The sequence below is a fragment of the Labrys sp. E2SS-1L genome (assembly GCF_057073705.1).
This window is the reverse complement of record NZ_CP172712.1, coordinates 2772202-2797429: the sequence shown is the minus strand read 5'-3', so window position 1 is coordinate 2797429 and position 25228 is coordinate 2772202. Positions and strand designations below refer to the sequence as shown.

Sequence of the window (25228 nt, the reverse complement as noted above, 5' to 3'; positions counted from 1 at the left end):
AAGCGAACGCCGTTCCTCAATATTCGCGCTCGTAGTAGATGCCGCCCTTCGAGCCGTCGGTGCCGGCCTGGCCGCGCAGCTTGAGGTTCCTGGTGACGTCGAGATTGATGGTGGCGTCGGTCTGGCCGCCGACGCCCGAGGTCACGCCCAGATAGATCTTGTCGCCGATATAAGTGCCGGCCTGCACGGCGGCGTTGCCGCTGGAATCGGTGACCACGCCGAGATTGTCGAGGCCGGTCGACTTGCGGATGCTGTCGAGCAGGCCGGGACCGGAGGGGCCGCCGGCGAGCTGGGCCACGGCCGTGGCAAGCTGGGCGAGCTGCAGCGGCGACAGGTCCTGGATGCTGCGACCGAACAGGAAGCGCGCCATCACCTCATCCTGCGGCAGCTGGGGCACCGAGGAGAGCACGATCTGCGGATCGGAAGCCCGCCCGGTCACCCGCACCGTCACCGTGATCGAGCTGTTGCGGGTAGAGGCGACGAAATCGATGTTGGGATCGAGATCGCCGACCAGGGTTACCTTGCCCGAGTCGAACACGATGTGCTGGCCGATGACGTCGAGCGAACCACGCCGCATCTCCAGGAAGCCCACCGGCGATATGTTGGCGACCGAACCCTTCAGCGCCATCTGGCCGCCGAGTTCGGCATCGATGCCGCGGCCACGCACGAAGATGCGGGCCGGCGCATCGATGGTCAGGTCGAGCACCACATTCGGGCCGGAACTGGCCTTGCCCTTCTTGGGTTTGCCTGCCGCGGCGGTGTCCTTCGCCTTTGCCAGGGTCCGGGTTACTTCACGCGGCGGCTTGAGATGCCTGACACCGAGCATGGCGGCATTGGCGGCAAAGCGCTCGGGAATGGTGATCTCTGCACGCTGGATCTCGATACGGCCACCGATGACCGGCTTGACCATCAGGGGGCCGCGCACCGTGATGTCGCTGGAGACGATCGCCGTCGCCAGATTACCGTCGGTGAGCTTGGCGTTGCGCGTGGTGATCTTCAGGTCGGCGGCGAAATCCGGCTTCAAGCCGACCGAACCGCTGACACCGATCGAACCACCGCCCTGGGTGGTTGCGCTGAACTGGGCAATGGTCGCCCGGTCACGATCGAAGCGGATCGTGCTGCCGATCCCCGTCAGCTTCATGCCGGTCTCGGGATCGGTCACCGTGCCGCCTGATATCACCGCCTGGCCCGACACGGCCGGCGCGGCGATCGATCCGCCTGCCTTGGCATTGAGGGTGAGCGTGCCGGTGGCGCGGCCGCCGCGATCACGCAGGGCGCCGTTGGCCAGAGCGAGCGGCGCCGAAGCCTGCACGTCGACGGAAAGGCCGGCCCCCTGTAAGGGCACGTGGCCGCGCGCGGTGACCGACAGCCCCCCCGCTCCCGTCAGGCTGGCGCTACCGATCGTGACGGCCTTGCCGGCATAGCGGCCATTGGCGGCAAGCTGCAGAGCCGGAATGCCGAAGCCCTTCGCGGCGGCGACGCCGAGGCCGCTGCCCTTCACGTCGAACTCCGCCACCGGATCGGCGGGCTTGCCGGAGAGCTTCACATTGGCCGACAGCGTGCCCGTGGCACCAAGGCCGGGCGAAGCGATATTGGCCAGAGACAATGGCAGTTGGCCGACGACGATATTCATCGCCAGCGTCTCGCCGACCTTGCCGTCGACGGACACGACGCCGCCCTGCCCGATCCTGAGCACGGCCTTGGGGATGGTGACCCCGCTCTTGCGGCTGGCGATGGTGACCGGCGACTGGAGGGAGGCGGAGATACCCTGCTGTGAAACGTCAAGCTTGTCGAGCCGGGCATCGAGCCCATCGCCGGCCGGCTTCACCGCGCCCGCGAGCGCGAGCTTGCCCTTCGGCATGGTGCCCTGAAGCTGGAAGGCGGTGGCATTCTCGCCCTCCGGCTTGGCGCTGGCCTGCAGCTGGCTGAGGATGAAGGAGCCGGCCTGGACATTGGCGGCGTTGGCTGTGCCGGCGAGTGCCGGAACACCCGTGAGATCCCGCCCGGTCAGATCGATGGTGGCGGAGCCGATGCTGTTGGCCTCGACCTTGAGCGCCTTGGCCTGCGCCTTGATGGCCGCATTCTGCTTGTTGCCGTCGATGGACAGGCCAATATTGGCGGTCAGCGAACCGGAAGCCTTCATCAGCAGCAGCGGCGCGATCGCGGCCATGTCCGGGATCGCCGCATTGAGCTGGCCACTGGCACGCCCGTTCGGGGTGACGGCAAGGTCGCCGGCAAGCTGGGCAGCTCCCGCGCTGGCATTGAGGCCATTGATCTGATGGGTACCGTCGGCCAGCGTGGCGATGGTCGCACCCGCTTTCACCGGCATGCGGTCGAGCTGGCCGGACAGCGAGAATACGCCGTTGACGGCGGGGCCGGCGACACTGCCGGTGAAATTGGCCTTGCCGTCGCTGAACGGCTTGCCCTGCAGCACCAGCTTGGGTGCGACGAGATCGGCGACGACGTCGGGCTTTTCGGCGCTGCCCTTCAGGCTGGCGTTGACCTCGACGGCGCCGGAAGCGTTACCCGTCACCAGCTTGATGTCGGCAAGGCTGGCCGTGGCCTTGAAATCCATCGCCTTGGCGCCATAAAGCCCATCGGCCGAGGCATTGAACTGCTGGTTGCCCAGGGTGATCTTGTCGAAATGCAGGCCTTCGGCGTCGCGTCTGACGCCGCCCTTGAGATCGGTCGCTCCCTTGAGCACGGCATCGAGGCGCGGATCGCCGAGCACGATGTCGCTGGCCTTGCCTTCGAAGGTCAAAGCGAGACCGCCGCCCGCGAGAGCGACGTCGCCCTTGGCGGTCAGATCGGCCTTGCCGCGCAATTCGCGTCCCGCAAGGCCGGAGAACACCGAGATATCGGGCGTGGCCAGCGAGTAGATGCCGCTCATCTTGGTGCCGACGAGCCCGGTGAAGCCGGCCTGGAAGGCGTTTGCGGCAAGGCGCACGCCGTCGACGACCACAGGCTGCCCCGCCTGCCACTTGCCGGCTGCGGTGAGACCGAGGCTGTTGCCGAGCGCCTTGGCAAGCCCGGCGTCGGACGAACTGAGCTTGTCGCCCCGCCCGTCGACCTTGAAGGTGAGGCTCCGCTTTTGTGGATCGGCGAGGTTCTGGGCGTCACCCCCGGCCTTGATGGTGGCGCTCTCGGCAGCAACCGTCCCGGCAACCAGCTTCTGCAGGTCGAAATTCGCGGTCCAGCCGCCATCGCCGAACTGGGCGGCCAGGGTCATTCCCCTGATACGGGCATTGCCTCCCGGCAACAGGATGTCGTGGCCGTCCTCGGCACCGAACTTGCCGTCCAACTTGAGCTTGGTCGGAAAGGCATCGGGCGATAGCGTACCCGCGAGGGCAAGGTCCAGCACGCCGGATTTGACGGTCGCATGCTTGAGTTCATAGCCACCGCCCGCAACCTGGCCGCCCTCGATCGAGAGGGCCGACTGGCCCCGGACGAAATCCGCATAGGCCGGATCGACCAGCCGTTCCAGATTGCCCCCGAGATCGGCCTTGAAGGTAACGCCATTCCCCCCCTGGGCAAGCGTCGTCTTGCCGCCGAACAGTTTGTTGCCGTCGGCCGAAAGGGCGATATCGGCGGCGAAATTGTCGAGGGGGCCGGAACCGACGATGGTGAAGCCGAGCGGCGGCGAGCCGGGCACCTTCAGCATGCTGCTCAGGAAGCCGCCATGCGGTTCCTGCAGTGAAAGATTGAGGCCCAATTGCTTGGTGGCATTGTCGAAATCGGCGGTGAAGGTGAGATCGCCACCGGCCGGCTGCGTACGCTTGATCAGCAATTCCGAATGCAGCTTGCCATCCGCCAGCAGGGCATTGCCGCCGACGTCGAACACCGTATCCTCTCCCGCGAGGGCCGCGGAGAGCTTGACCACGGGCACGGCGAGCTTGCCGAGTTTCACCGAAACCGGCAGTTCGGGCAGGGAGAAGCCGCCCTCGCTGGCGGCCGGCTGCACGCCCTGGGGCGGATTGGGCTTGCGGGTGATCTCGATCGAACCCGCTTCGAGAAGGTCGACATCGAGCTTCTTGCTCATCAGGGCAAGCCGGCTCCAGACCAGATGGGCGTCCTTGATGGTCAGCCACACGCCTTGCCGGTCGGCGATGGTGATGGAAGAGATCCTCACATCGGACGACAGAGCGCCATCGATCTGGCCGAGCGAAATCTTCTGGTCCGGTGTCGAGATGGTGTCCTCGACATAGGTGATGAACCACGACTTCTCGCTGGCGTCATCGGCGCGCGCCGGCGCGAGCGCCTTGAGACCGAGGGGAACGGCCACCACCGCGACGGCAGTGAAGAGAACGATCCGGCGCCGCATCAGAAGCTTTCTCCCAATCCGATATAAAGGGCGAAAGGCGGTGTGTTCTTCTTCTTGACCTTACCATCCTCGATGACGAAGCCCTTGACGGGCGTAAGCCCCCTGGCGATGTCCACGCGGATCGCTCCGAGGCTGGTATAGTAGCGCAGACCGACACCGGCACCAATCTTCATGTCCTCGTCGAAAGAAGGATAGGAGGTCGAGAAGGCGCTGCCCGCATCGACGAAGGGCACGATGCCGATACTGTCGGTGACCTTGATGCGCATTTCGAGCGAGCCCTCCAGCAAGGAGCGGCCGCCCACGACGAAGCCATTGTCGAGCTTGGGACCGAGGCTGCGGAAATTATAGCCGCGCACCGAGCCACCGCCGCCCGCATAGAACATGCGATCGCCCGGCAATTCGTTGGCCGGCGCCCCGACGATGGAGCCGACCGCAACCCGGCCGGCCAGGACATAGCGCCCCATCGCATCGAAGGAGAAATAGGCAGAACCGTCGATGCGCGTCACCGCGCCGAAATTGCCGAACTTGGCCTCGTAGAATGGCTCGAGCGTTCCTTTCAGGCGATAGCCGCGCGTCGGCTCGAGCTTGTCGTCGGTGGTGTCGTAGGCAAGCTCGCCAGGCAGGCTGAACAGCAGGAGATTGCGCTTGCCGTAGAAATCTTCGACCTGGTCGTATTCGCCGTTGATCGCAATCTTGCCGGTCAACCGTTCGGAGAACTCGTGGGCAAGCCCGACGCGGGCACGGAACGTATTCTGGGAATAGGGATCATAGACCTCTCGCTTGGCCAGCAATTGCGCGGTGAGGTCGGTGAAGGGGTCGAAGATCCCCGGCTTCACGAAGGTGACGCCGCCCGAATAGGTGAACTTGGTCGGGTCGGTCGAATCGACGCCCGCGACCGTTGCATCGAAACGCAGGCGCTCGGCCTCGCCGAACAGGTTGCGATGCTCCCAATAGCCATTGAGGCCGATGCCGTCGGTGGTGGAATATTCAGCGCCGGCACCGAAAACATGCAGCGGGCGTTCCGACACGGTGACCATCAGCGGCATGGTGCTGTCGGCCGCAATCGCATCGCCCTCCACGATGCTGGTGGTCGAGAACACCTGTAGGCGCTGCAGGCGCCGCTTGGCGAGCTCGATCTCGGCCGGATCGTACTGATCGCCGGGCCGGAGCCCGGTCTGGCGCGCCACGAAGGCCGGATTCATGTCCTTGGTGCCGTCGACGGTCATGCGCCCATAATGGGCCAGGCGCCCCGGTTCGACCGCCAGTGTGACATCGAGCCGGTTGTTGACGTGATCGGCGGTGATGACGCGCGGCAGGGCCTTGGCCTTGGGATAGCCCTGGCGCCGCCAGGCATCGATCATCGCCTGTTCCGCCGACAGGACGATGTCCGAATTGGCCTGATGCCCTGGCTCGAGGCCGAGACGCTCGGGCGTCTTGGTCTTGGGAATGTCGTCGATCGGGCTGTGCGGCGCCCGATTCTCCATCCTGATCCGGCCGAAAGTGAAGACCGGGCCAGGATTGACGTTGATCACCACCGGAACCGGATGCGGCAAGGTGGCATCGATGGGAATATCCTCGAGCTTGCGCCCATTGACCATGATCGAGATGGAGGCGCCATAGCGCGCATTGGCATAGAGCGTGCCGAGAATGCGATCATATTCGGTCCGCGCCTTGGAGAGGAAGGCGGGCGTGCTCGGCGGCGGCGTCTCATCCTTACCGCTATAGAGGGAGGATGCGCCCTCGACCGCCGACTTGATCGTCTTGTCCCCGCCCGCGATCACCACTTCGATCTTGTAGGTCTGGGCATCGGGTGAGACCGGCTTCTCGTCCGATCCGAAGAAATTATAGCCAAAGAGCTTGAAGGCTGCGGCAGGCTGAGGCTTTGCCCCGGCAATGAGCGCTGCGACAGCCACTGACAGGGCCAACCCCTTGGCCAGACGCTGCCGCGCCGGCATCAGGCGTTCGAGCCTGCTGAGCCCCCTCATCGCTTGTCGATCGCCCCACGCCATAGACCAGCGCCCCCACTGAACCCCTATACGAGGGCGCCGCCCCGGAGCCGAACCTTACGCCAAACAACCTCCGCCAATCAACCCACCACCGTATATCATCATGAATAAACGGTTAACCACGCAATCAATCCTATCACCTCAATAAACTGATCCACCGAAGCATTCGATAAAGTTTGAACATTCCGCATATTCTTAAATAGGGAATTCCCATGAAGTGATGCATATTTGCATTCAAAGGTAATCGGCTGGCGTTTTTCTACAAGTCAACGATCGAAAACTTCGAAGCGACGTTGCCATTGGATAAGAAAATAACTTTACGTCATACCAATCGTATACAAATGGTAAAAAACATCGCTACACGGCAAACCTGCCCCTCGAGCTCCAAGCTCCGGCCCAAAACACAGGCAAGAATTGTCCGGTCGGCGCACACCGACAGGACAAGGACGCAATCAGCTGCCTTTGGGATAGTCGTAGGTGAGCAGGCGCATATTGGCGTAACCTTGGTCGCCGATACGGGTCCACAGCAGGGTCTGCTGGCGGAAGCCGAAATAAGAGGCGGCGAGGCGGCGCATGAATTCGTCGCCATTTTCGATGATTTCGCTGAGAACCTGCCCGCTGGCCGTACCGAAGGCCTGAAACACCTCGTCGGGGAACTGCTTGAGAACGACGCCCTGCTGCGTCACCGCCTGGGCAATCGCTGCGGGCGCTCGGGCGCCGTATTCGGCCAGGGAGCGGGCATTCTCCTCGGCGCAGGCAACCTCGATCGCCACTTTGTGGGTGGCCGGCAAGTCGTCGAACTTGGCACGGTTGACCTGGAGCTGCAGCGCCGCACAAGGCTCCTGGAAGCCAGGCCAATAGCAGAACTTGGCGGCATTCTGGAAACCGAAGCTGAGATCGTTGACCGGTCCCATGAACTCCGCCGCATCCAATTCGTCGGCCTGGAGTCTGGGCAGGATCTGGGAGCCGGGCATCAGCATCTGCTGAATGCCGAGCCTGGCGAGGGCCTGGCCGGCCAGGCCGCCGATGCGGAAACGCAGGCCCTTGAGATCGGCGACATTGTTGATCTCCCGGCGGAACCAGCCGCCCAGGCGCGCGCCGGTATTGCCGGCCGCAAAGGCCTTGATGCCGAACTGTCCGCCCAGTTCGTCCCATAGCGCCCTGCCCCCGCCGGCATAGAGCCAGGCATCGAACTCCTGGGCGATCAGGCCGAAGGGAATGGCCGAAAAGAAAGCGAAGGCCGGCGATTTGGCAAGATAATAGGCCGACATGTCATGCGACATCTCCACCTCGCCGGCCATCACGGCCGCCATGTTCTGGTCCCCCGGCACCAATTCGCCGGCCGCGTAGAGCTTGATGGTGAGCTGGCCCTGGGTGAGCACGCCGATCCGATCGGCCAGGCGCTGAGCGCCGGTGCCCGCTCCCGGCAGGCCCTTCGGCCAGGCCGTCGCCATCCGCCATTCGATCAGGTTCTGCGCCAGCGCAGGAGCGGCAAGCATGGTGGCGCCGGCAGCGGCAGCTCCAGCGAGAAAACGACGTCGGGTCGACATGAAGAGGGATCCTGTAACGCAAGACTTGCACCCAGCCGGGTGAATAAGCAGCCTACAAGATGAACCGGGGCTGAACTGAGGCCGGGACCGCCCTTCCCTATGCCTCCATGCGCCGAAGGAAGGCCTGTCGCGCCTTCTCGCTCCAGCCCAGAAGATCGGCCAATTCGGCCTCCTCATAGCGGGCTTCGGCATGCACCGGATCACCCCAGCCATTCCGCCGCCGATAGGCGGCCAAGGCCGCCATCTCAGCCAGGAACGACTGGCGGCGCCGATGGGTCTGATGGACGTTGCCGGGGTGAGCACGATAGTGCAGGAGAACCTCGGGGTGGTTGCCCAGCATGCCGACCTCGCCGAGGCGAAACCACAAATCGACATCCTCGGCATGATCGAAGGCAGGCCGATACCCGCCGACGCTCAGGACCGCCTCGCGCCGCAATATGGTGGTCGGATGGGCCAGGCTTGGACGGGAATGCAGGATCTGTGGATCGGTTTCGACCTTCGACGGCGGACCGGCGATGTTTCCTCCCGCATCGATCATCCTGAGGGCACTGCCGGCGGCCAGAATTTCGGGATGAGCAGTCATGAACGCGACCTGGCGCGCGAGTCTTTCGGGCAAAGAGATGTCGTCCGAATCCATGCGAACCACCAGATCGCAGCGCGCTTGCGCGATGCCGTGGTTCAGGCTGGCGGAAACACCCCGATTGACCTCATTGCGGAACAGCCGGATGCGCACGTCCAGCCCGCGATACCATTCGAGGAAGGCGGAGGTGCCGTCCGTCGAGCCGTCGTCCACGATGACGAGTTCGAAATCGGCCAGCGTCTGGCTCAATATGCTGTCGATCGCCTCGGCGCAGTAGCGCACCCGGTTGTGGACCGGCATCACCACGCTGACCAGGGGCCGCGCGGCCGGAGCCGGCGCCATGGCTGCGGACGTCGGGAAGGGCTGGCGAACGGTAGCCTGCGGGAAGGGTGGCTGACGCTTCCTGCCCGTCATGGAGCCTCCACACCGACCAAGCCGGTTGCTCATAGCACGAAAACGGGACTTCCGTACCGCTTATCCGGCCAGAGCGTCGCGGTAATCGGCCGCCGGCGAGGCATCGTCCTGGGTGCGCTGGAGCTTCTCGCGAGCCTCGTCGGCTTCGCGCTGGCGGTTCCACATGCCGGCATAGACGCCGCCGAATGCCAGCAATTCCTCATGATTGCCGCGCTCGACGATCACGCCTTTGTCGAGCACGATGATCTCGTCGGCATTCACCACCGTCGAAAGACGATGAGCGATCACCAAGGTGGTGCGGTTCTCCGAGATGCGCTCGAGCGCCGCCTGGATCTCCATCTCGGTGTAGCTGTCGAGGGCCGAGGTCGCCTCGTCCAGCACCAGCACCGGAGGCCCCTTGAGGATGGTGCGTGCGATAGCGACACGCTGCTTCTCGCCGCCCGACAGCTTGAGGCCGCGCTCGCCGACTTCGGTCTCATAGCCCTTGGGCATGCGGCGGATAAAGGTATCGATCTGGGCGAGGCGAGCAGCCTCCTCCACTTCCGCGTCGGTGGCGTCCCAACGGCCGTAACGGATGTTGTAGCGGATGGTGTCGTTGAACAGCACGGTGTCCTGCGGCACCATGCCGATAGCCGCGCGCAGCGATTTCTGGGTGACCTCGCGCACATCCTGCCCGTCGATCATGACGCGCCCGCCATTGACGTCGTAGAAGCGGAAGAGCAGGCGCGAGATGGTCGATTTGCCGGCGCCGGAGGGACCGACGATCGCCACCGTCCTGCCAGCCGGCACGTCGAAGGACAGCCCCTGCAGGATGGGGCGATCGGGGTCGTAGTTGAACACCACGTTCTCGAAAGTCACCCGCCCCTCACGGACATCGAGCGCCGGCGCCCCAGGCCGATCCTTCACCTCGGCATCCTTGTCGAGCAGTTCGAACATGGTCTCGATGTCGGTGATGCCCTGCTTGATCTCGCGATAGGCAAAGCCGAGAAAGTTCAGCGGCGTGGCGAGCTGCAGCCACATCACGTTGAGCAAGGCGATGTCGCCGACGGTGTTGACGCCGTGATAAACGCCCAGGCCCGCCAGCAGCAGCGAGGCCAGCATGCCCGCCATGAAGATGATACCCTGGCCGATATTGAGCCAGGTCAGGGTGATATAGGTCCGGATCGCCGACTTCTCGTAGGACGCCATGGCGCGGTCGTAGCGCGCCAGTTCACGGTCCTCGTTGGAGAAATATTTGACCGTCTCGTAGTTGAGCAGGCTATCGATCGCCTTCTGGTTGGCATCGGTGTCGGAATCGTTCATCTCGCGGCGGATGCTGATCCGCCATTCGGTCGCCTTGACGGTGAACCAGACATAGACCGCCGTGGTGACGAGCACGATCAGCGCATAGCGCCAGTCGAATTGCAGCACCAGCATGACCAGGTAGAGCGCCAGCTCCACGATGGTCGGCAGGATGTTGATGGTGGCGAAGCGGACGATGTTCTCGATGCCGGTGCGCCCGCGATCGATCACCCGCGACAGCCCGCCAGTCTTGCGCTCGAGATGATAGCGCAGGCTGAGATTGTGAATGTGCTCGAAGGTCTCGATCGCCAGCCGCCGCACCGCGTACATGAACACGGCGGCGAACAGCCCATCCTTCCATTGCGAGATCGCCGTCATCAGGATGCGCGCGACGCCATAGGCCACAAGCATGGTGAGGGGTACACCGGCCAGCAGCACCGCGAGCGTATGGCCCGTGAGCTCACGACCGCCGCCGACGGCTGCCAGACCGTCGGTCGCCCATTTGAGCGTATAGGGCACGACCAGGGTGATGAGCTTGGTCAGCAGCAGGAGCACGAAGGCCCACACCACCCGCATGCGCAGATCCGCACGGTCCTGTGGCCACATATAGGGCCACAAATGCTTCATGGTCTGGAGAAAGGCGCCCTGGTCTGCGCTGACGCGCTTGGGGGCGGCGGAAGGGTCGGCGGAGGGCATCAACGGTCTTTCGGCCGGCGAGCGGAGAGCGCCGGCATCAGGGGTTTTCCAAAGCGTTTTGCGATTTGACGGAATCGCCTCGAATCGCAAAGACGCGTCGAAACAAAGAGTCGGAGCAAAAAGCGTTCAGGCCTGAAGGCGCTTTGCTCTCGATGACGCTGCGTAGTTAGGTCTGGAACGCCGTGACCGCAAGCGTCTTGCGACGAAATCTCATTTTGCTGCCCCGAGCCGGGGCCCGCGGCCCGCTCTGCTCAGGGAGTTTTCTTGTCCGGCATGACGAAGATCTGACCCGGATAAATCAGATTGGGATTGCGGATCTGATCGGTATTGGCGTCGTAGATCCAGGTATAGCGGATGCCCTGGCCATAGACCTTGCGTGAGATCCGCCAAAGATTGTCGCCCTGCACGATCGTCGTGGTGCGGATCTCCGGGATCACCGCCACCGAGGGCGGCGGCGAAGGTTGGGCCGGCTTGGCCTCGCTGGTCTGCACCGGCTCCGTGGCGGGCGTCGCAGGGTTGGAGGCGGATGGCGTCGTAGCAGACTTCGGCACCACGGCATTGCCGGAGGCCGGCGGTGCGGCTTCCGCCTGAGTCGGAGACGAGGCAGCTCCCGTAGCGCCTGCTCCCGGGCTGCCGGACTCCGTTGCTGGGGAGGCCCCCTGGGCGGGTACGGAAGCCGCGGCCGGCTGCGTCCTGCTGCCAGGAGCCGTTTCGCCAGGGAGCGACTTACCCGGGGACGGCGTGGCGGCACCGGGTACGGCGGTCGACGGCGTGGTCGCTGGCTGGGTCGGTGTCGCGGCCGGCTCTCCGCTGCGACTGCCCCCCGAACGCGACGGTGTGGCGATCGCCGCCACCACGGCCGGAGCCGAGGCGGTAGGAGCCTTGTCGACCATGGTGAAGGGTACCTCGGCCCGCGTCATCACCTGCCCGTTGGCAGCTGCGACATCGTCGACACGCACCCGATAATTGCCCGGCTGCATGCCTTTCTCGATGGTCATGCCGAAGGTCCCGTCCTTGGCCGCGGTCACGCCCGTCACCAAGGTATCGTTGAGATAGATACGCAGGGCAGCCCCCGGCTCGGCGCGGCCCGTCACGAAGAAGCGGCCCATCTCGTCCGCTTCGACGGTCCGGATCGAGACATTGGCCCGAGACGCTGCCTTGTCCGCATCGGCAGAGGCGCTTGCCGCTGCCGGCGTTACCGGTTGTTCGGGCGCCTTGCCTGGCGGCTGCGCCGCATCGGTCAGAACCTTGGAGGGTTGGTCGGGCGTGTTGAGGACGACCACCACCTCTTCGCCCGGCTTTTCGGGAACGCGCACGGAGAGGGTCTGCTCGGACAAGGTCACCTTGCCGTCCGGCGATGTGGTGCGCAGTGTCAGCTCGCAGGGGCCCTTCGGCAAGGCCGGCGGCGTGATCGCCCAAGTTCCATTGATGTCGGCGACCACGCGGGCATAAGGATTGCCGTTGCGCAGCAATTCCACCGTGGCGCCGGAAGCGGCCCGGCCGGCGATCACCGCGCTGCCGGCCGGCTCGATGCGGGCAATGTCGAAGGTCGGGGCAATCTGCCCCTTGGCCGCATCCGGCTTCGGTGCCTCGGGCTTGGGAGATTGAGGTTTCGGCGGTTGGGCTTGGGCGGCTTCGGTTTTGCCTGCCTCGGGCTGCGCTACCTCCGTCTTTCCAGCCTCGGGCTTGGCGGCCTGGGTGCCCGCGGCCGGGACTTTCGCGGCTTCGGTCTTGGCGGCGTCAGGCTTGGTGGCCTCCGGAGCGCTCGCACCCGGCTTGCCGGCCGCCTGATCGCCGCTCGACGCCGGCCTCTGTGCCTTGTCGGCAGGAGGATTGGCAGCCACCACCGAATTTGTATCGCCGACGGCCGGCGACGGCGACCGGGCAGGCTCGCGCACCAGCACGCTGTAAAGCGTACCGACGCTGACAACGCTCGCGGCTCCGACTATTCCAGCCAGACTCTTCCAGCCCACTGCCATCATCTACTCCCGACGCAAGAACGCGCATCGTTTCATCCAATTTTACTTATCCGCTTCGCCTGCAAGACGAAAGGCCACGCCGCCAAGATGTCGGGCAAACAAAGTATCGCGCCGGTTTATTTCACCTGCAACCGTATCATATCCGGCGCGTGCCGGTATCGCCCGACTGCAGCGCCATTGCCGCAGAATTGTGATGAAATTCGAGGAACGCACGATATTCTTCGTCGGACGGGCTTGATCGGAAGGTTCCATGAAACGAGCGGCGCTGTTTGTATCTGCTCTTTGCCTGACACTTCTTTTTGGAATCCTACCATCGCAAGCCGGCCAAACAGAGGCTGGTACAGGTCCGAAAGGCTCGCCCATGCGCATTTTCATCGTGCGCAACGCAGCAGTGGATTGTGAACCCGATTGTGCGGAATGGATTTCCGCAGAAGGCGACATCACCGCCGCGACGCCGGCACTGCTGCGCAAGGTCCTGAAAGCCGCCGGCGGCAGGAAGCTGCCTTTCATCCTCACCTCGCCCGGCGGAGACGTCGCCGCCGGTTACGCCATGGGACGTCTGATTCGCCGCGCAGGCCTGGAGGTCACCATCGGCCGGACCATGCTGGCTGCCTGCAAGCCGGGTGAGAAAAACTGCACGGCCTCGATCACGAAAGGCCGCCGCGGCTTCGCCAACAATGCGGGCGCCTTTTGCAATTCGGCCTGTGTGTTCGTGCTGGCAGGCGGCGTCGCGCGCCACGTCTTCTGGATGAGCCCGGTCGGTGTGCATCAATTCGCCAGTTCGCGGACCCTGACACGCTGGCGCCAGACCACTCTGAACGGGCGCGTCATCCGGCGGGAGATTCTGTCGGTCAACCGGATCAAGGTAAAGACGACACAGGCGCAATATGATCAGGCTGCCCGCTTTTTCGACGAAATGGGCATCGATCCCAGTATCAACGAGCTGGTTCAGCTTGCGAGCAACAGCAATATCCACGTCATGAGCCGTCCCGAACTTCTAGCAACGAAAATCATCACTGACGGCCAGGATGCGAGAGGGCAGGTTCTCAAGCACCAGGCGGCACTGTTTACTCAAAAGAATGCCGAGCGCGTCGCAGCCTTTACCGCGACTGCCGCCGACGTGCCGGCGGGTCTCTACGATGGCAACGCGATCATCTCGCATGTCGAGTTGCGCCAAGCGCCGAATGTCGCCGGCGTCCAAGCCAGCGTCATGCCGACGACCGGCGGCGGTCCCGTGCCGACCGCCAATCTGATCGCGATCCTTCAAATCGGCGACGTACTGGCCTTCTCGAATCTGTCGAGGAATGCTTCCGGCCCTGCCCTGACAATCACCCTCGATCCCGTCGCTTTCTGCACGCTCGCCGAAAGGCGTTCGCTGAAACTCGCAATTGGCCCGAAAGAGAGCAGCCCCGTCAAAGCTGAAACCGTTACGGTCTCGACGGGACGTTTCCGCGATCTCGATCTCCTTCTCGCCAAAGTCTGCATCAAGTAAGGGGCTTCCGGCAAAGCAACTTGACCCACCCATGCCGCAGTGCGAAACCGGGGGCATGACAAAGCTTCGTTCGATTTGCGTCTATTGCGGCTCCAGCAATGGCACTCGCCCCGAATATGTCGCCGGCGCCGAGCGCCTGGGCCGGGACATGGCTGAAGGCGGCATTCGCCTCGTCTATGGCGGCGGCAATGTCGGCCTGATGGGCACGGTCGCCCGCGCCGTCATCGAGAATGGCGGCCAGGTCACCGGCATCATCCCGACCTTCCTGCAGCGGCGCGAGCGCATGCTCACCGAGGTCGAGGAACTCATCGTCACCAAGGACATGCATGAGCGCAAGCGCCTGATGTTCGAACGGGCGGACGCCTTCGTCGCCCTGCCCGGCGGCGTCGGCACGCTGGAGGAACTGGTCGAGCAGCTCACCTGGGCCCAGCTCGGCCAGCACAAGAAGCCGATCGTGCTGGTCAATATCGACGGCTTCTGGACACGGTTCCTCGACATTCTTGAACACATGCGGGAGGAGGGCTTCATTCGGCCCGAAACCGCGGTGGATGTGCTGGTGGCCAACACACCCGAAGAGGTCGTGCCGATGGTCACGGCAGCGATCGAAAAGATCTCGCGCGCCGAAATGGCGATGAGCGTCGCACCCGAGACGCTCTGAAGCCGCCTCCAGGGGTTGCGGTCGAATAGGAGCTGCGGTCGAATAGGATCGCGGCCTCGGGTGTTCATGCCACGGTGTTTTGCGATCGGGCGGCATGGACAATGCGATGAGGCAGTTTTTCCAGGCGAGCGCGGCGGCGCTGTTTTTCAGTACCTGCCTTTCGTCCCCTGTCCTGGCGGGCGACCTCTACGATCTCGACCCCGACCATACCCAGACGATCTTCCATATCGACCATCTCGGCTATTCCACCGTCACGGGCAGTTTCCGCCAGCTGAAGGGCGTGCTGACGCTGGACGAGGCACATCCCGAGCAAAGCCTGGTCGAGGCGACGCTCGAGGCCTCGAGCGTCGATACCGGCGTGCCGGCGCGCGACGAGGATCTTCGGTCGAGCGAGTTCTTCGACGTCGCCCACCATCAGACGATCACCTTCCGGACCACGAAGGTGAAGCGCCGTAGCCCGCGCAGCGCCGACCTCAGCGGTGAACTGACGCTGCTCGGGATCTCCAAACCGGTGACGCTGCGAACCACCTTCAACCGCGTGGCACCGGATCCGTTGCGCGGCAACCGTATGGTCGCCGGCTTCACGGCCACCACCACCATCCGGCGTTCGGATTTCGGCATGAAGGCCTTCATCCCCCTGATCGGCGACGTCGTGCGCATCGATATCAACGCCGAAGCGATCCGGCGCTGAACGATGGAGTGTCGACCTCCAGGTCGACACTCTCTCTTCACACCTCCGCGCCCGCCTTGAGCAGTTTGTAGGTCATCGAATCCACCAGCGCCTGGAAGGAGGCATCGATGATGTTGTCGGAGACACCCACGGTGGCCCACCGGTCGCCGGCGGCGTCCTGGAATTCGATCAGCACCCGCGTCACCGCGTCGGTACCGCCCTGGAAGACACGGACCTTGTAGTCGATCAGCTTCAGGTCCTCGATGACCGACTGGTATTTGCCCAGGTCCTTGCGCAGCGCCGTGTCCAGGGCATTGACCGGGCCATGCCCTTCCGCCGCCGAGATCAGTTCCTCGGTCCCGACCTTGACCTTGACGATAGCTTCCGAGAACACGCCGAGTTCACCGCGCTCGTTCCAGCGCCGTTCGACATTGACGCTGAAACGCTCGACGAAGAAGAACTCCGGCACGCTGCCGAGGATGCGCTTGGCCAGGAGGAAGAAGGAGGCATCCGCCCCCTCATAGGCGTAGCCTTGCGCTTCCTTGTCCTTCAATGCGCCGAGCAGCCTGGAGAGGCGGGGATCATCCTTGTCGATCGCCAGCCCCAGGCGCTCCAGTTCCGCCAGGATGTTCGACTTGCCGGCCTGGTCCGAGACCAGCAATTTGCGCCGGTTGCCGACGCTCTCGGGCGGCACGTGCTCATAGGTGGAAGGATCCTTCATCACGGCCGAAGCATGGATGCCGGCCTTGGTGGCGAAGGCCGAGGAGCCGACATAGGGCGCATGATGGTCGGGCATGCGGTTGAGCAGTTCGTCGAGCTTGCGCGAGATGCGCGTGAGGTTCTCGAGCCGGGCCGCGTCCACCCCGATCTCGAAGCGCTCGGCATAAGCGGGCTTGAGCAGGAGCGTCGGGATCAGCGAGGTGAGATTGGCATTGCCGCAGCGTTCGCCGAGGCCGTTCAGCGTGCCCTGGATCTGCCGGACTCCGGCCCGCACCGCTGCCAGCGAATTGGCGACGGCCTGCTCGGTGTCATTATGGGCGTGGATGCCGAGATGGCTGCCGGGGATCACCTTGACCACTTCGCCGACGATGCGTTCGACCTCATGCGGCAGAGTACCGCCATTGGTATCGCACAGCACCACCCAGCGCGCGCCGGCTTCATGGGCCGTGCGGGCGCAGGCAAGCGCGTAGTCCGGATTGGCCTTGTAGCCGTCGAAGAAATGCTCGCAGTCGAGCAGCACTTCGCGCCCGCGCGCCTTGGCGGTGGCGACGCTGTCGCGGATCGAATCGAGGTTCTCTTCCAGGCTGATGCCGAGCGCCATGCGCACCTGGTGGTCCCAGCTCTTGGCCACGAAGCAGATCGCATCCGCCTCAGCATCCAGGAGGCCGGCGACGCCAGGATCGTTGGCGGCCGAGCGCCCTGCCCGCTTGGTCATGCCGAAGGCGGTGAACTTCGCCTTGAGGCCGTTGGGCTGGCTGAAGAACTGGGTGTCGAGCGGATTGGCGCCAGGATAGCCGCCCTCGACATAGTCGACACCGAGATCATCGAGCAGGCGCGCGATCGCCTGCTTGTCGGCGAGGGAGAAGTCGACGCCCGTGGTCTGGGCGCCGTCGCGCAGGGTGGTATCGAAGAGATAGAGGCGGTCGCGTGTCATTGCCGGCTCGCATCGGGCGGGGCCACGAGCGCCTTCTTCATGGTGGTGTTGCCGAGCCATTCGTCGCCGAGCGACACGGTGTTGCGCTGCTGGGGCACGAATCCCTGCTTGAGGAAAAAGTCTCGGGCGGTGTCGCTGGCATCCACCGTCAACTGGGTAGCACCGCGCGCCTTGGCAAGTTGCTCGATGGCGCCATAGAGCGTCGAGGCCACCCCCTGCCCGGCGACCGCGGGATGAACGTAGAGCAGATCGACCAGGTCCTTGCCCTTCAGGGCGATGAAGCCGACTGGGGAGCCGGAGACCGTGGCCACCAAGGTCAGACAGCCGGCAAGACGCTTGGCCCAGGCTTCCTCGTCATCGGCGGCCTCGGCCCAGGCTTCCTGCTGGCTTTCCGAGTAGTCGTCAGCCGTCAACTCGTGGATGCTGGCCCGGAAGATCTCGGCCAGGATCGGCGCATCTGCGGGCAGGAAGGGACGCAGCCCCGGCTTGGGCATGGATTGTGCCATCAGAGCTTGACCTCCCAGCTGGTGGTGCCGTCCTTGTTGTCCTTGACGGCGATGTTCAGCCGGGCAAGCTCGTCGCGGATGCGATCGGACTCCGGCCAGTTCTTCTCGGCGCGCGCCACCTTGCGGGCAGCCAGAAGCGCCTCGACCTCCTGCCTCAGACCATCGCTGACCTGGGTGTCTCCCTTCAGGGCGGCCACATCGTTGTTGAAGCCCAGGAAGGCGAGCGTCGCCGCCCGGTCGGCCGGGTCGACGATCTGATGCAGGCGGGCCAGCATGGCCGGCGTGTTGAGATCGTCCGACAGGGCCTCGATCACGCCGGCATCGACGCTTCCGCCCGCAGGCACCTCTTCGTACCAACGCAGCAGGGTCTGCTGGGCTTCGTTCAAGGCCTGCAGTGTCCAGTCGATCGGCTGGCGGTAGTGCGTACGCAACATGGCGAGCCGCAGCACGTCCCCGTGCCAGGCGCGCCCGCCGAATCTGTCGCTGCCGAGCAGTTCACGGATGGTGATGAAGTTGCCGAGGCTCTTGGACATCTTCTCGCTCTCGACCTGCAGGAAGCCGTTATGCATCCAGACATTGGCCATCACCGGCGTGTCGAAGGCGCAGCAGCTCTGGGCGATCTCGTTCTCGTGGTGCGGGAAGACGAGATCGATGCCGCCGCCGTGTATGTCGAAGACGTTGCGGGCCGGATCGTCGCAGGCGATGCCACCGCCATAAGGGGTGAGCAGCGTCGCCATCGACATGGCCGAGCACTCGATATGCCAGCCCGGACGGCCGGGCGTGGCGATGCCCAAGGGGCTCGGCCAGCCGGGCTGGTTGCCATGCGAGGGCTTCCACAGCACGAAATCCATGGCATCGCGCTTATAGGGCGCGACATCGACCCGGGCGCCGGCCAGCATCTCGTCGAGCGAGCGGCGGGCGAGCGCGCCATAGCGCGGCACTGTCGCGAGCTTCTCCATGGCATGCACGGAGAACAGCACATGCTCCTCGGCAACATAGGCGACACCGCGCGCCACCAAGCGCTCGATGATGGCCTTCATCTCCTCGATATGATCGGTCGCGCGCGGCTCCACCATCTGCGGCGGCTCGCCCGGCTGGTTGACCTGGTCGGGCATCAGCACGCCGAGTTCCCTGATGTCCTGGTGGAACTGGGCCAGGGTACCATTGGTCAGTTCGCGGATGGTGATGCCGCGCTCGGCCGCGCGCTCGTTGATCTTGTCGTCGACGTCGGTGATGTTGCGCGCGTAAGAGACATGCGAGGCGCCGTAGACATGGCGCAGCAGGCGGAACAGCAGGTCGAAGACGATGATCGGCCGGGCATTGCCGATATGGGCAAAGTCGTAGACGGTCGGGCCGCAGACATACATACGCACCCGATCGGGATCGATCGGCGTGAAATCGACCTTGGCGCGCGTACGGGTATCGTAGAGCCGTAAAACCATGAGTTCCCCACCTCGGCTGGCCGGGGGCGTCCTGCGCTCAAGATTTTGGGCGAATGACGGCGCCAGCCAGCGTTGCTGCTAGCTGCAAATAATCCGCGAAAGGATGGCCGTCTTTGTCATGGCCGGGAGCAATGTGCCATGCGGGCGACGTTGTCAAGCCACACGAGACAAGGACGGCATCCGCTTTCTCCAGTGCCAGAGTGATGCACCCAGGCAACAGAGTTTCGCCAAAAATTAAACACGCAGATTTACGTATGTTTAAAAACGCACAGCGATGATAGGCAGGCTCCGCTATCCGAACGGGGCAGACCCCGTTCACATGTGTGATTTCGATGAACCTGCGTACCCTCTCCTTCATCGCGGCTTGCCTGGCCTTCGCCAGCCCCGCCTCCGCCCAGAACGTGGCTTCCTTCGTCGTCAGCAGCGATGACGGCTATGGCGTCGACACCTGCCTGGAAAGCGGCTCGCCTTGCGGCCAGCCGATTGCCAGCGAATGGTGCGTCGCCAATGGTTATGCCAAGGCCGTCGCCTTCCGCCGCCAGACTGAAACCGACATCACCGGCGCCATCAACGCGCCCACGCAGGTGGCCGCTGCCGCGCAGCCGCACGCCGTCGTGATCACCTGCGAGAAGTAAAAACTTCACGGGAAGTGGGAATGTGGGCGGCAGCTCTGCCGGGTGCCGCCCTCAGTCCGTGACGAAATCGCCGCATTTCTGGGGCGGCTCCCCGGCCCAGGGCATCACCGGTACCGACGAGGTCGAGTTCTTCGGAGAGCCCTCGATCAGCTTGTCGGTGTAGACCAGATAGACCAGCACATTGCGCTTGGCGTCGCAGCCGCGCACAACCTGCATCTTCTTGAAGAACAGCGAGCGAGACTGGCGGTAGACCAGGGCCCCCTGCTCGAATTTTTCCTTGAACTTGATCGGCCCGACCTGCCGGCAGGCCAGCGAGACGTCCGACACCTCCTCGGCCACCCCGAACATGCCCTTGAGACCGCCCTTCTCCGGCACGGTGAAGTGGCAGGCGACCCCTTCGACATCGGGATCGTCGATGCCGTAGACCGCAAGCTTGTCATCCGGGGTCAGGAATTTCCATACCGTCGACTTGCGGAAGATTAGGTCGGGCTCCTGGGCCTGGGCAGCGGCGGGAGCCAGCAGGGCAAGTCCGATCACGGCAAAGCCGAAGCATATTCTACGCAGCATGCGGGGTCTCCTCATCGGGCCCCATATGGGAAGGCGTCGAGCCGGGCGCCAGGGTGGAGTCTCGACCTGCCGGTCGACGCTCCTCATAAATCCCCAATCCAATATCGACCCGGAGGCCGACACTCCAGCCTCAGCCTGCCAGCCGTGCCAACGCCTGTTCGCGGCCGATCAAGGGCAGCAGCGCCTTGAGTTCGGGACCATGGTCGAGCCCGGTCAGCGCCTGGCGCAGCGGCATGAACAAGGCCTTGCCCTTGGCGCCTGTGGCCTCCTTCACGGCCTGCGTCCAGGCGCCCCAGGTGTTCTCGTCCCAGGGCTCGCTGGGCAGCAGCCCTGCGGCGCGGCCGAGGAACTCCCGATCCCGTTCGCTTGCGGCGACCGGCCCCGTCACCACCTCCCACCATAATTTCGCATCGGCCAGCCTGACGAGATTGGAGCGCACGGCGAGCCAGAAATCCTCACCGCCCTCGATGCCGAGAGCCGTGAGCCGCTGGGAAACATCCGCAAAGGCTGTCTCGTGCAGCAACTTGGCATTGAGCGTCTCGATCTCGGCCGGATCGAAGCGCGCCGGTGCACGCGAGATGCGCGAAAGATCAACCAGTGCGGCGAGCTCCTGCAGCGACGCGATCGGACGCACAGCCTCGGCCGTGCCGGTCAGCACCGCCAGGCTCGCTACCGCCATCGGCTCGAAGCCGGCCTCACGCAGCGAGCCGATCGACAGCGCGCCGCTGCGCTTGGACAGCCCCTCGCCGCTCACCGTGGTGAGCAGGTTGTGGTGGGCGAAAGCCGGCACGGTACCGCCCAGAGCCTCGAAGATCTCGATCTGCACGGCGGTATTGGTGACGTGATCTTCGCCGCGAATGATGTGGGTGACGCCGAGGTCGATGTCGTCGACCACCGACGGCAGTGTGTAGAGATAGCCGCCATCGGCCCGGATCAGTACCGGATCGGAAAGCGAGACGGTGTCGACATGGGCGGGCCCGCGCACGCCGTCCTGCCACTCGACGATGCGGTGGTTGAGCAGGAAGCGCCAATGCGGACGCCGCCCCTCGGCCTCCAGGGCCGCCTTCTGCTCGGCCGTCAGGCGCAGGGCCGCCCGGTCATAGACCGGTGGCAGGCCGCGGGCCTTTTGCAAAGTGCGCCGGCGTTCCAGCTCCTCCTCGGTCTCGTAGCAGGGATAGAGCCGGCCGGCCTCGCGCAGGCGGGCGGCGGCGGCATCATAGAGCGCCATGCGCTCGGACTGTCGTGCCTGCACGTCCGGCACCATGCCGAGCCAGGCGAGGTCCACCGCGATGGCGTCGGCATATTCCTGGCGCGAACGGGCGGTGTCGGTGTCGTCATAGCGCAGGATAAAGCGCCCGTCCGCACGCTTGGCCACGCACCAGTTCAGCAAAGCGGTGCGGATATTGCCGATATGGATATAGCCGGTGGGGGATGGCGCAAAGCGGACGACGGGCGGCATGATGGGCTTTCGAAATTGGAATTATGGCCTGTCCTATACCGCGTCTCCTGCCTTTTGAAGGAGAGATTATGAACAGGCTCCTGCCATTTTTGCTGGCCACAAAATCGCCATCGTGTTTATAAGGGAGACGATAATCAATCGCAGCCGGCTCATAGACTCCTTTCCCGGCTGATCATCGCCACTCAGTGAATGCCGCCAAAATAGGCATCACGAAACTGACGATGCCCTCGGCATCCAAAACATGACGTTAGGGAATTCGTTGATTATTCGTGCCATCCTTCATTGTTTGTTGTCACCTCGAAGGCATTGTGCGGCCAGGTTCGCGGCCGTTCCTGCCGCGACCGGAAATGGGAATAAAGTGATGTTGCGTACCTCCCTGAAGACTGCCGTTGCGGCAGGAGTTCTTGCCGTTCTGGCGACGCCGGCGCTGGCCCAGTCCTCTTCCTATACGCCGACGGGATTCTGGGACAACTACATCGCCGGCGGCTGGTCGCTGGAGCTCGGCGCCACAGCCGCCATGGGCCCCAAATATGAAGGCGCCAAGGATTTCAGCTTCCTGCCCTCGCCCATCGTCTCGCTGTCGCGCCAGGGCAAGGGCCCGGCCTTCACCTCGCGCAACGACAATCCGGGCCTGGGCCTCCTCGACAATGGTTTCCTGCGCATCGGCCCGGTCGGCAAGATCCTGTTCGAGCGCGACGGCTCCACCGACGATGATCTCAAGGGCCTCAAGCCGGTACGCTGGGGCGGCGAACTCGGCATCTTCGCCGATATCTATCCGACCGAGTGGCTGCGTCTGCGGGCCGAATTGCGGCATGGCATCCGTTCGCATCACGGCCTGGTCGCCGATATCGCCGCAGACGCCTTCTATGATATCGCACCGGATTGGCGTATTTCCGGCGGGCCCCGGGTCTCCCTGGCTACACGCAGCTATTTCGACGCCTATTACGGCGTGAACCTGCAGGAATCGCTCGCTTCGGGCCTTAGCCCCTATTCGCCCGGCGGTGGCCTGAAATCGGTTGGCGTCGGCGGCGCGCTCACCTGGAAGACCACGGACAAGATCACAACCAGCGCCTTTGCCGAATATAGCCGTCTCACCGGTCCCGCTTCCAAATCGAGCCTGGTCAAGGAGCGCGGCTCCCCGAACCAGTTCACGATCGGCGTATCGGCCAGCTATCGCTTCGACTTCAATCTCTGAGACGCCCCGCAGCTATCCCCGGGTGCGCGGGCGCCCGGGATATGCCTCACCAGCGCCGAGCCATGCTCGTCGCGACAATCGGCCATGTTGATTGCGGGATCGGTCCCGTGCACCCAGTACGGGTCCAGCTTCTGCGAGGCCCCGTGAGCCAGTCCGCCGCCCTCCCCCACCTCTATTCGCCGTTCACGATCCGCAATCTGCGCATCAAGAACCGCATCATGTCCACCGGGCATGACACCACCCTGCCCACGGCCTTCGTGCCCAATGACGCGTTGATCGCCTATCAGCAGGCGCGCGCCCAGGGCGGCGTCGGATTGATCGTGCTGCAGGTTGCCGGCGTGCACGAGACGGCGCGCTACACCTCCCACCTCCTGATGGCGACCAGCGACGACTGCATCCCCGGTTACCGGCGCCTTGCCGAGGTCTGCCACGCCGAAGGTGCGGCCGTGTTCGGCCAGCTCTTCCATCCCGGCCGCGAGATCATGGAGACGGCCGAAGGCACCGCCCCCGTTGCCTACGCGCCCTCCGCCGTGCCCAACCAGCGCTTCCACGTCATGCCGCGCGCCATGAGCACAACGATGATCGGCGAGATCGTCGAGGGCTATGGCGAGGCTGCCCGTCGGCTCGAACAGGCCGGGATCGACGGGGTGGAGATCGTCGGCAGCCACGGCTATTTGCCCTCGCAATTCGTCAATCCGCGCGTGAATGTACGCGAGGATGCCTATGGCGGCTCGCTGGACAACCGCCTGCGCTTCATCCGCGAGAGCCTTGCCGCCATCCGTGCCAGGACGGGGCCGGATTTCGTGGTCGGCCTGCGCTTCTCATCCGAGGACAGTGACCTCAACGGCCTCACGCCCGAGGAAGTGGCGGAGGTGCTCACCGCCCTCGACGGAAGCTTCGATTATTTCAACCTGACGGTCGGATCCTCCGCCAGCTTTGGCGGTGCCGTGCACATCGCCCCCGCCATGGCCTTCTCCAGTGCCTATGGCGCGCCATCGGCGGCAGCGGTGAAGCGCAAGGTAAAGACCCCCGTCTTCTATGCCGGGCGCGTCAACCAGCCCCAGGATGCCGAGCAACTGATCGCCAAGGGCGAGGCCGACATGGTCGGCATGACGCGCGCGCTGATCTGCGACCCCGATATGCCCGCCAAGGCCGAGCAGGGCCGCTTCGACGACATCCGCGCCTGCATCGCCTGCAACCAGGCCTGCATCGGCCATTTCCAGCTCGGCGTGCCCATCTCCTGCATCCAGCACCCCGAGACCGGGCGCGAGCTGCGCTACGGCAAGGTGCTGCCCGCCGGCGCTGCGAAGAAAGTGTTGGTGGCGGGCGGTGGTCCGGCCGGCATGAAAGCCGCCAGCATCGCCGCCTCGCGCGGCCATGACGTCACGCTCTACGAAGCCTCGGGCCGGCTCGGCGGACAGGCCCTGCTGGCGCAATTGCTGCCGCGACGCATGGAATTCGGCGGCATCGTCACCAACCTCACCCGTGAGGCGGAGCTCGCCGGCGTCACCGTGGTGAGGAACACCAGGGTCGACCGTGCTCTGGTCGAGCGCGAACGGCCGGACGTGGTCATCATCGCGACCGGTGCCACGCCCCGCCATCCCGAACTGCCCGGTGCCGAGACCGCCCATGTCGTCGACGCCTGGCAAGTACTCCGTGACGAGGCCAATGTCGGCAGTTCCGTCCTGGTGGCGGACTGGCGCTGTGATTGGATCGGCATGGGCGTCGCCGAGAAGCTGGCGCGGGCGGGCTGCAAGGTCCGCCTCGCCGTCAATGGCTACATGCCGGGCCAGCGTATCCAGGCCTATGTCCGCGACCATTGGGCCGGCGTGCTGCACGATCTCGGCATCGAGGTCATCCCCTATGCCGATCTCTACGGCGTCGACGGCCAGACCGTCTATCTCGCCCATGTCACCGGGCGCGAGCCGATCATCATCGACGGCATCGACACGCTGGTGACCTCGCTGGGCCATGAGGCCGTCAATGCTCTGGAAGCCGAGCTGGAGGGCCTGGTGGCGGAGATCCACAGCATCGGCGACTGCCTGACGCCCCGCACGGCCGAGGAAGCCGTGCTGGAAGGCCTGAAGGTCGGCTGGGCCCTCTGAGAGCACGACGTCCTTCCG

At 64.4% G+C, this 25228-nt stretch carries 17 protein-coding genes; 6 read left to right on the top strand and 11 right to left on the bottom strand.

What is annotated here, in order from left to right; all coding sequences use genetic code 11:
• Positions 1-16: 16 nt before the first annotated feature.
• The 6 genes from ACIGJE_RS12850 to ACIGJE_RS12825 all read right to left on the bottom strand — a co-directional run bounded on the left by ACIGJE_RS12850 (position 17) and on the right by ACIGJE_RS12825 (position 12830).
• Positions 17-4321, bottom strand: a complete 4305-nt coding sequence (locus ACIGJE_RS12850) for a translocation/assembly module TamB domain-containing protein (RefSeq protein ID WP_415083753.1) — start codon at positions 4319-4321, stop codon at positions 17-19.
• On the bottom strand, positions 4321-6306 hold the full coding sequence (locus ACIGJE_RS12845; RefSeq protein ID WP_367623918.1) for an autotransporter assembly complex protein TamA: 1986 nt from the start codon (positions 6304-6306) through the stop codon (positions 4321-4323). The genes ACIGJE_RS12850 and ACIGJE_RS12845 overlap by 1 nt, the downstream gene beginning before the upstream one ends.
• A gap of 473 nt (positions 6307-6779) precedes the next feature.
• On the bottom strand, positions 6780-7877 hold the full coding sequence (locus ACIGJE_RS12840) for a TRAP transporter substrate-binding protein (protein WP_415083756.1): 1098 nt from the start codon (positions 7875-7877) through the stop codon (positions 6780-6782).
• Positions 7878-7974: 97 nt separating this feature from the next.
• Positions 7975-8871 (bottom strand): glycosyltransferase family 2 protein, encoded by an 897-nt coding sequence (locus tag ACIGJE_RS12835; protein WP_415083758.1) that lies wholly within the window; start codon positions 8869-8871, stop codon positions 7975-7977.
• 60 nt (positions 8872-8931) lie between these two features.
• Complete coding sequence (locus tag ACIGJE_RS12830) at positions 8932-10848, bottom strand: ABCB family ABC transporter ATP-binding protein/permease (RefSeq protein ID WP_367623921.1); 1917 nt, start codon at positions 10846-10848, stop codon at positions 8932-8934.
• Positions 10849-11099: 251 nt separating this feature from the next.
• Complete coding sequence (locus ACIGJE_RS12825) at positions 11100-12830, bottom strand: LysM peptidoglycan-binding domain-containing protein (RefSeq protein WP_483677603.1); 1731 nt, start codon at positions 12828-12830, stop codon at positions 11100-11102.
• Between the two features lie 358 nt (positions 12831-13188).
• Here ACIGJE_RS12825 and ACIGJE_RS12820 point away from each other — a divergent pair, with 358 nt between their 5' ends.
• The 3 genes from ACIGJE_RS12820 to ACIGJE_RS12810 all read left to right on the top strand — a co-directional run bounded on the left by ACIGJE_RS12820 (position 13189) and on the right by ACIGJE_RS12810 (position 15668).
• Entirely contained in the window at positions 13189-14319 is a 1131-nt protein-coding gene (locus ACIGJE_RS12820; protein ID WP_311933192.1) for a COG3904 family protein, read from the top strand.
• Positions 14320-14374: 55 nt separating this feature from the next.
• Positions 14375-14977, top strand: a complete 603-nt coding sequence (locus ACIGJE_RS12815; RefSeq protein WP_311933193.1) for an LOG family protein — start codon at positions 14375-14377, stop codon at positions 14975-14977.
• Between the two features lie 106 nt (positions 14978-15083).
• Positions 15084-15668, top strand: a complete 585-nt coding sequence (locus ACIGJE_RS12810) for a YceI family protein (RefSeq protein WP_415083765.1) — start codon at positions 15084-15086, stop codon at positions 15666-15668.
• Positions 15669-15705: 37 nt separating this feature from the next.
• Here ACIGJE_RS12810 and cimA read toward each other — a convergent pair whose 3' ends face one another.
• Genes cimA through cysS form a run of 3 tightly spaced genes read right to left on the bottom strand, consistent with a single transcriptional unit; the run spans position 15706 to position 19249 of the window.
• Positions 15706-17301, bottom strand: a complete 1596-nt coding sequence (cimA, locus tag ACIGJE_RS12805) for a citramalate synthase (protein WP_415083767.1) — start codon at positions 17299-17301, stop codon at positions 15706-15708.
• Positions 17298-17807 (bottom strand): GNAT family N-acetyltransferase, encoded by a 510-nt coding sequence (locus ACIGJE_RS12800; RefSeq protein ID WP_311933196.1) that lies wholly within the window; start codon positions 17805-17807, stop codon positions 17298-17300. The genes cimA and ACIGJE_RS12800 overlap by 4 nt, the downstream gene beginning before the upstream one ends.
• Entirely contained in the window at positions 17807-19249 is a 1443-nt protein-coding gene (cysS, locus tag ACIGJE_RS12795; protein ID WP_367623927.1) for a cysteine--tRNA ligase, read from the bottom strand. Before cysS ends, ACIGJE_RS12800 begins: the two co-directional genes overlap by 1 nt.
• Positions 19250-19581: 332 nt before the next feature.
• On the opposite strand from cysS, the gene ACIGJE_RS12790 reads away from it, so the two are divergent.
• The gene (locus ACIGJE_RS12790) at positions 19582-19884 is read left to right on the top strand and encodes a hypothetical protein (protein ID WP_068287134.1); all 303 of its coding nucleotides are present in this window, start codon (positions 19582-19584) and stop codon (positions 19882-19884) included.
• 51 nt (positions 19885-19935) lie between these two features.
• On the opposite strand, the gene ACIGJE_RS12785 is transcribed toward ACIGJE_RS12790, so the two are convergent.
• Positions 19936-20451, bottom strand: a complete 516-nt coding sequence (locus ACIGJE_RS12785) for a CreA family protein (RefSeq protein ID WP_367623928.1) — start codon at positions 20449-20451, stop codon at positions 19936-19938.
• 130 nt (positions 20452-20581) lie between these two features.
• Positions 20582-21910: a glutamate--tRNA ligase gene (gltX, locus tag ACIGJE_RS12780; protein ID WP_367623929.1), complete on the bottom strand. Its 1329-nt coding sequence runs from the start codon at positions 21908-21910 to the stop codon at positions 20582-20584.
• Between the two features lie 361 nt (positions 21911-22271).
• On the opposite strand from gltX, the gene ACIGJE_RS12775 reads away from it, so the two are divergent.
• Positions 22272-23105, top strand: coding sequence for a MipA/OmpV family protein (locus ACIGJE_RS12775; protein WP_311933200.1), 834 nt, complete (start codon positions 22272-22274; stop codon positions 23103-23105).
• A 143-nt stretch (positions 23106-23248) separates the two neighbouring features.
• Positions 23249-25210 carry an oxidoreductase gene (locus tag ACIGJE_RS12770; RefSeq protein ID WP_367623930.1) on the top strand — a complete coding sequence of 654 codons (1962 nt, stop codon included), beginning with the start codon at positions 23249-23251 and terminating at the stop codon, positions 25208-25210.
• Positions 25211-25228 lie beyond the last annotated feature (18 nt).

What these genes read in the sequence shown, in the direction of transcription:
- ACIGJE_RS12850 (WP_415083753.1), bottom strand. Translation starts at nt 4,321, where the DNA reads ATGCGGCGCCGGATCGTTCTCTTCACTGCCGTCGCGGTGGTGGCCGTT.
- ACIGJE_RS12845 (WP_367623918.1), bottom strand. Translation starts at nt 6,306, where the DNA reads ATGAGGGGGCTCAGCAGGCTCGAACGCCTGATGCCGGCGCGGCAGCGT.
- ACIGJE_RS12840 (WP_415083756.1), bottom strand. Translation starts at nt 7,877, where the DNA reads ATGTCGACCCGACGTCGTTTTCTCGCTGGAGCTGCCGCTGCCGGCGCC.
- ACIGJE_RS12835 (WP_415083758.1), bottom strand. Translation starts at nt 8,871, where the DNA reads ATGACGGGCAGGAAGCGTCAGCCACCCTTCCCGCAGGCTACCGTTCGC.
- ACIGJE_RS12830 (WP_367623921.1), bottom strand. Translation starts at nt 10,848, where the DNA reads ATGCCCTCCGCCGACCCTTCCGCCGCCCCCAAGCGCGTCAGCGCAGAC.
- ACIGJE_RS12825 (WP_483677603.1), bottom strand. Translation starts at nt 12,830, where the DNA reads ATGATGGCAGTGGGCTGGAAGAGTCTGGCTGGAATAGTCGGAGCCGCG.
- ACIGJE_RS12820 (WP_311933192.1), top strand. Translation starts at nt 13,189, where the DNA reads ATGCGCATTTTCATCGTGCGCAACGCAGCAGTGGATTGTGAACCCGAT.
- ACIGJE_RS12815 (WP_311933193.1), top strand. Translation starts at nt 14,375, where the DNA reads ATGACAAAGCTTCGTTCGATTTGCGTCTATTGCGGCTCCAGCAATGGC.
- ACIGJE_RS12810 (WP_415083765.1), top strand. Translation starts at nt 15,084, where the DNA reads ATGAGGCAGTTTTTCCAGGCGAGCGCGGCGGCGCTGTTTTTCAGTACC.
- cimA (WP_415083767.1), bottom strand. Translation starts at nt 17,301, where the DNA reads ATGACACGCGACCGCCTCTATCTCTTCGATACCACCCTGCGCGACGGC.
- ACIGJE_RS12800 (WP_311933196.1), bottom strand. Translation starts at nt 17,807, where the DNA reads ATGGCACAATCCATGCCCAAGCCGGGGCTGCGTCCCTTCCTGCCCGCA.
- cysS (WP_367623927.1), bottom strand. Translation starts at nt 19,249, where the DNA reads ATGGTTTTACGGCTCTACGATACCCGTACGCGCGCCAAGGTCGATTTC.
- ACIGJE_RS12790 (WP_068287134.1), top strand. Translation starts at nt 19,582, where the DNA reads ATGAACCTGCGTACCCTCTCCTTCATCGCGGCTTGCCTGGCCTTCGCC.
- ACIGJE_RS12785 (WP_367623928.1), bottom strand. Translation starts at nt 20,451, where the DNA reads ATGCTGCGTAGAATATGCTTCGGCTTTGCCGTGATCGGACTTGCCCTG.
- gltX (WP_367623929.1), bottom strand. Translation starts at nt 21,910, where the DNA reads ATGCCGCCCGTCGTCCGCTTTGCGCCATCCCCCACCGGCTATATCCAT.
- ACIGJE_RS12775 (WP_311933200.1), top strand. Translation starts at nt 22,272, where the DNA reads ATGTTGCGTACCTCCCTGAAGACTGCCGTTGCGGCAGGAGTTCTTGCC.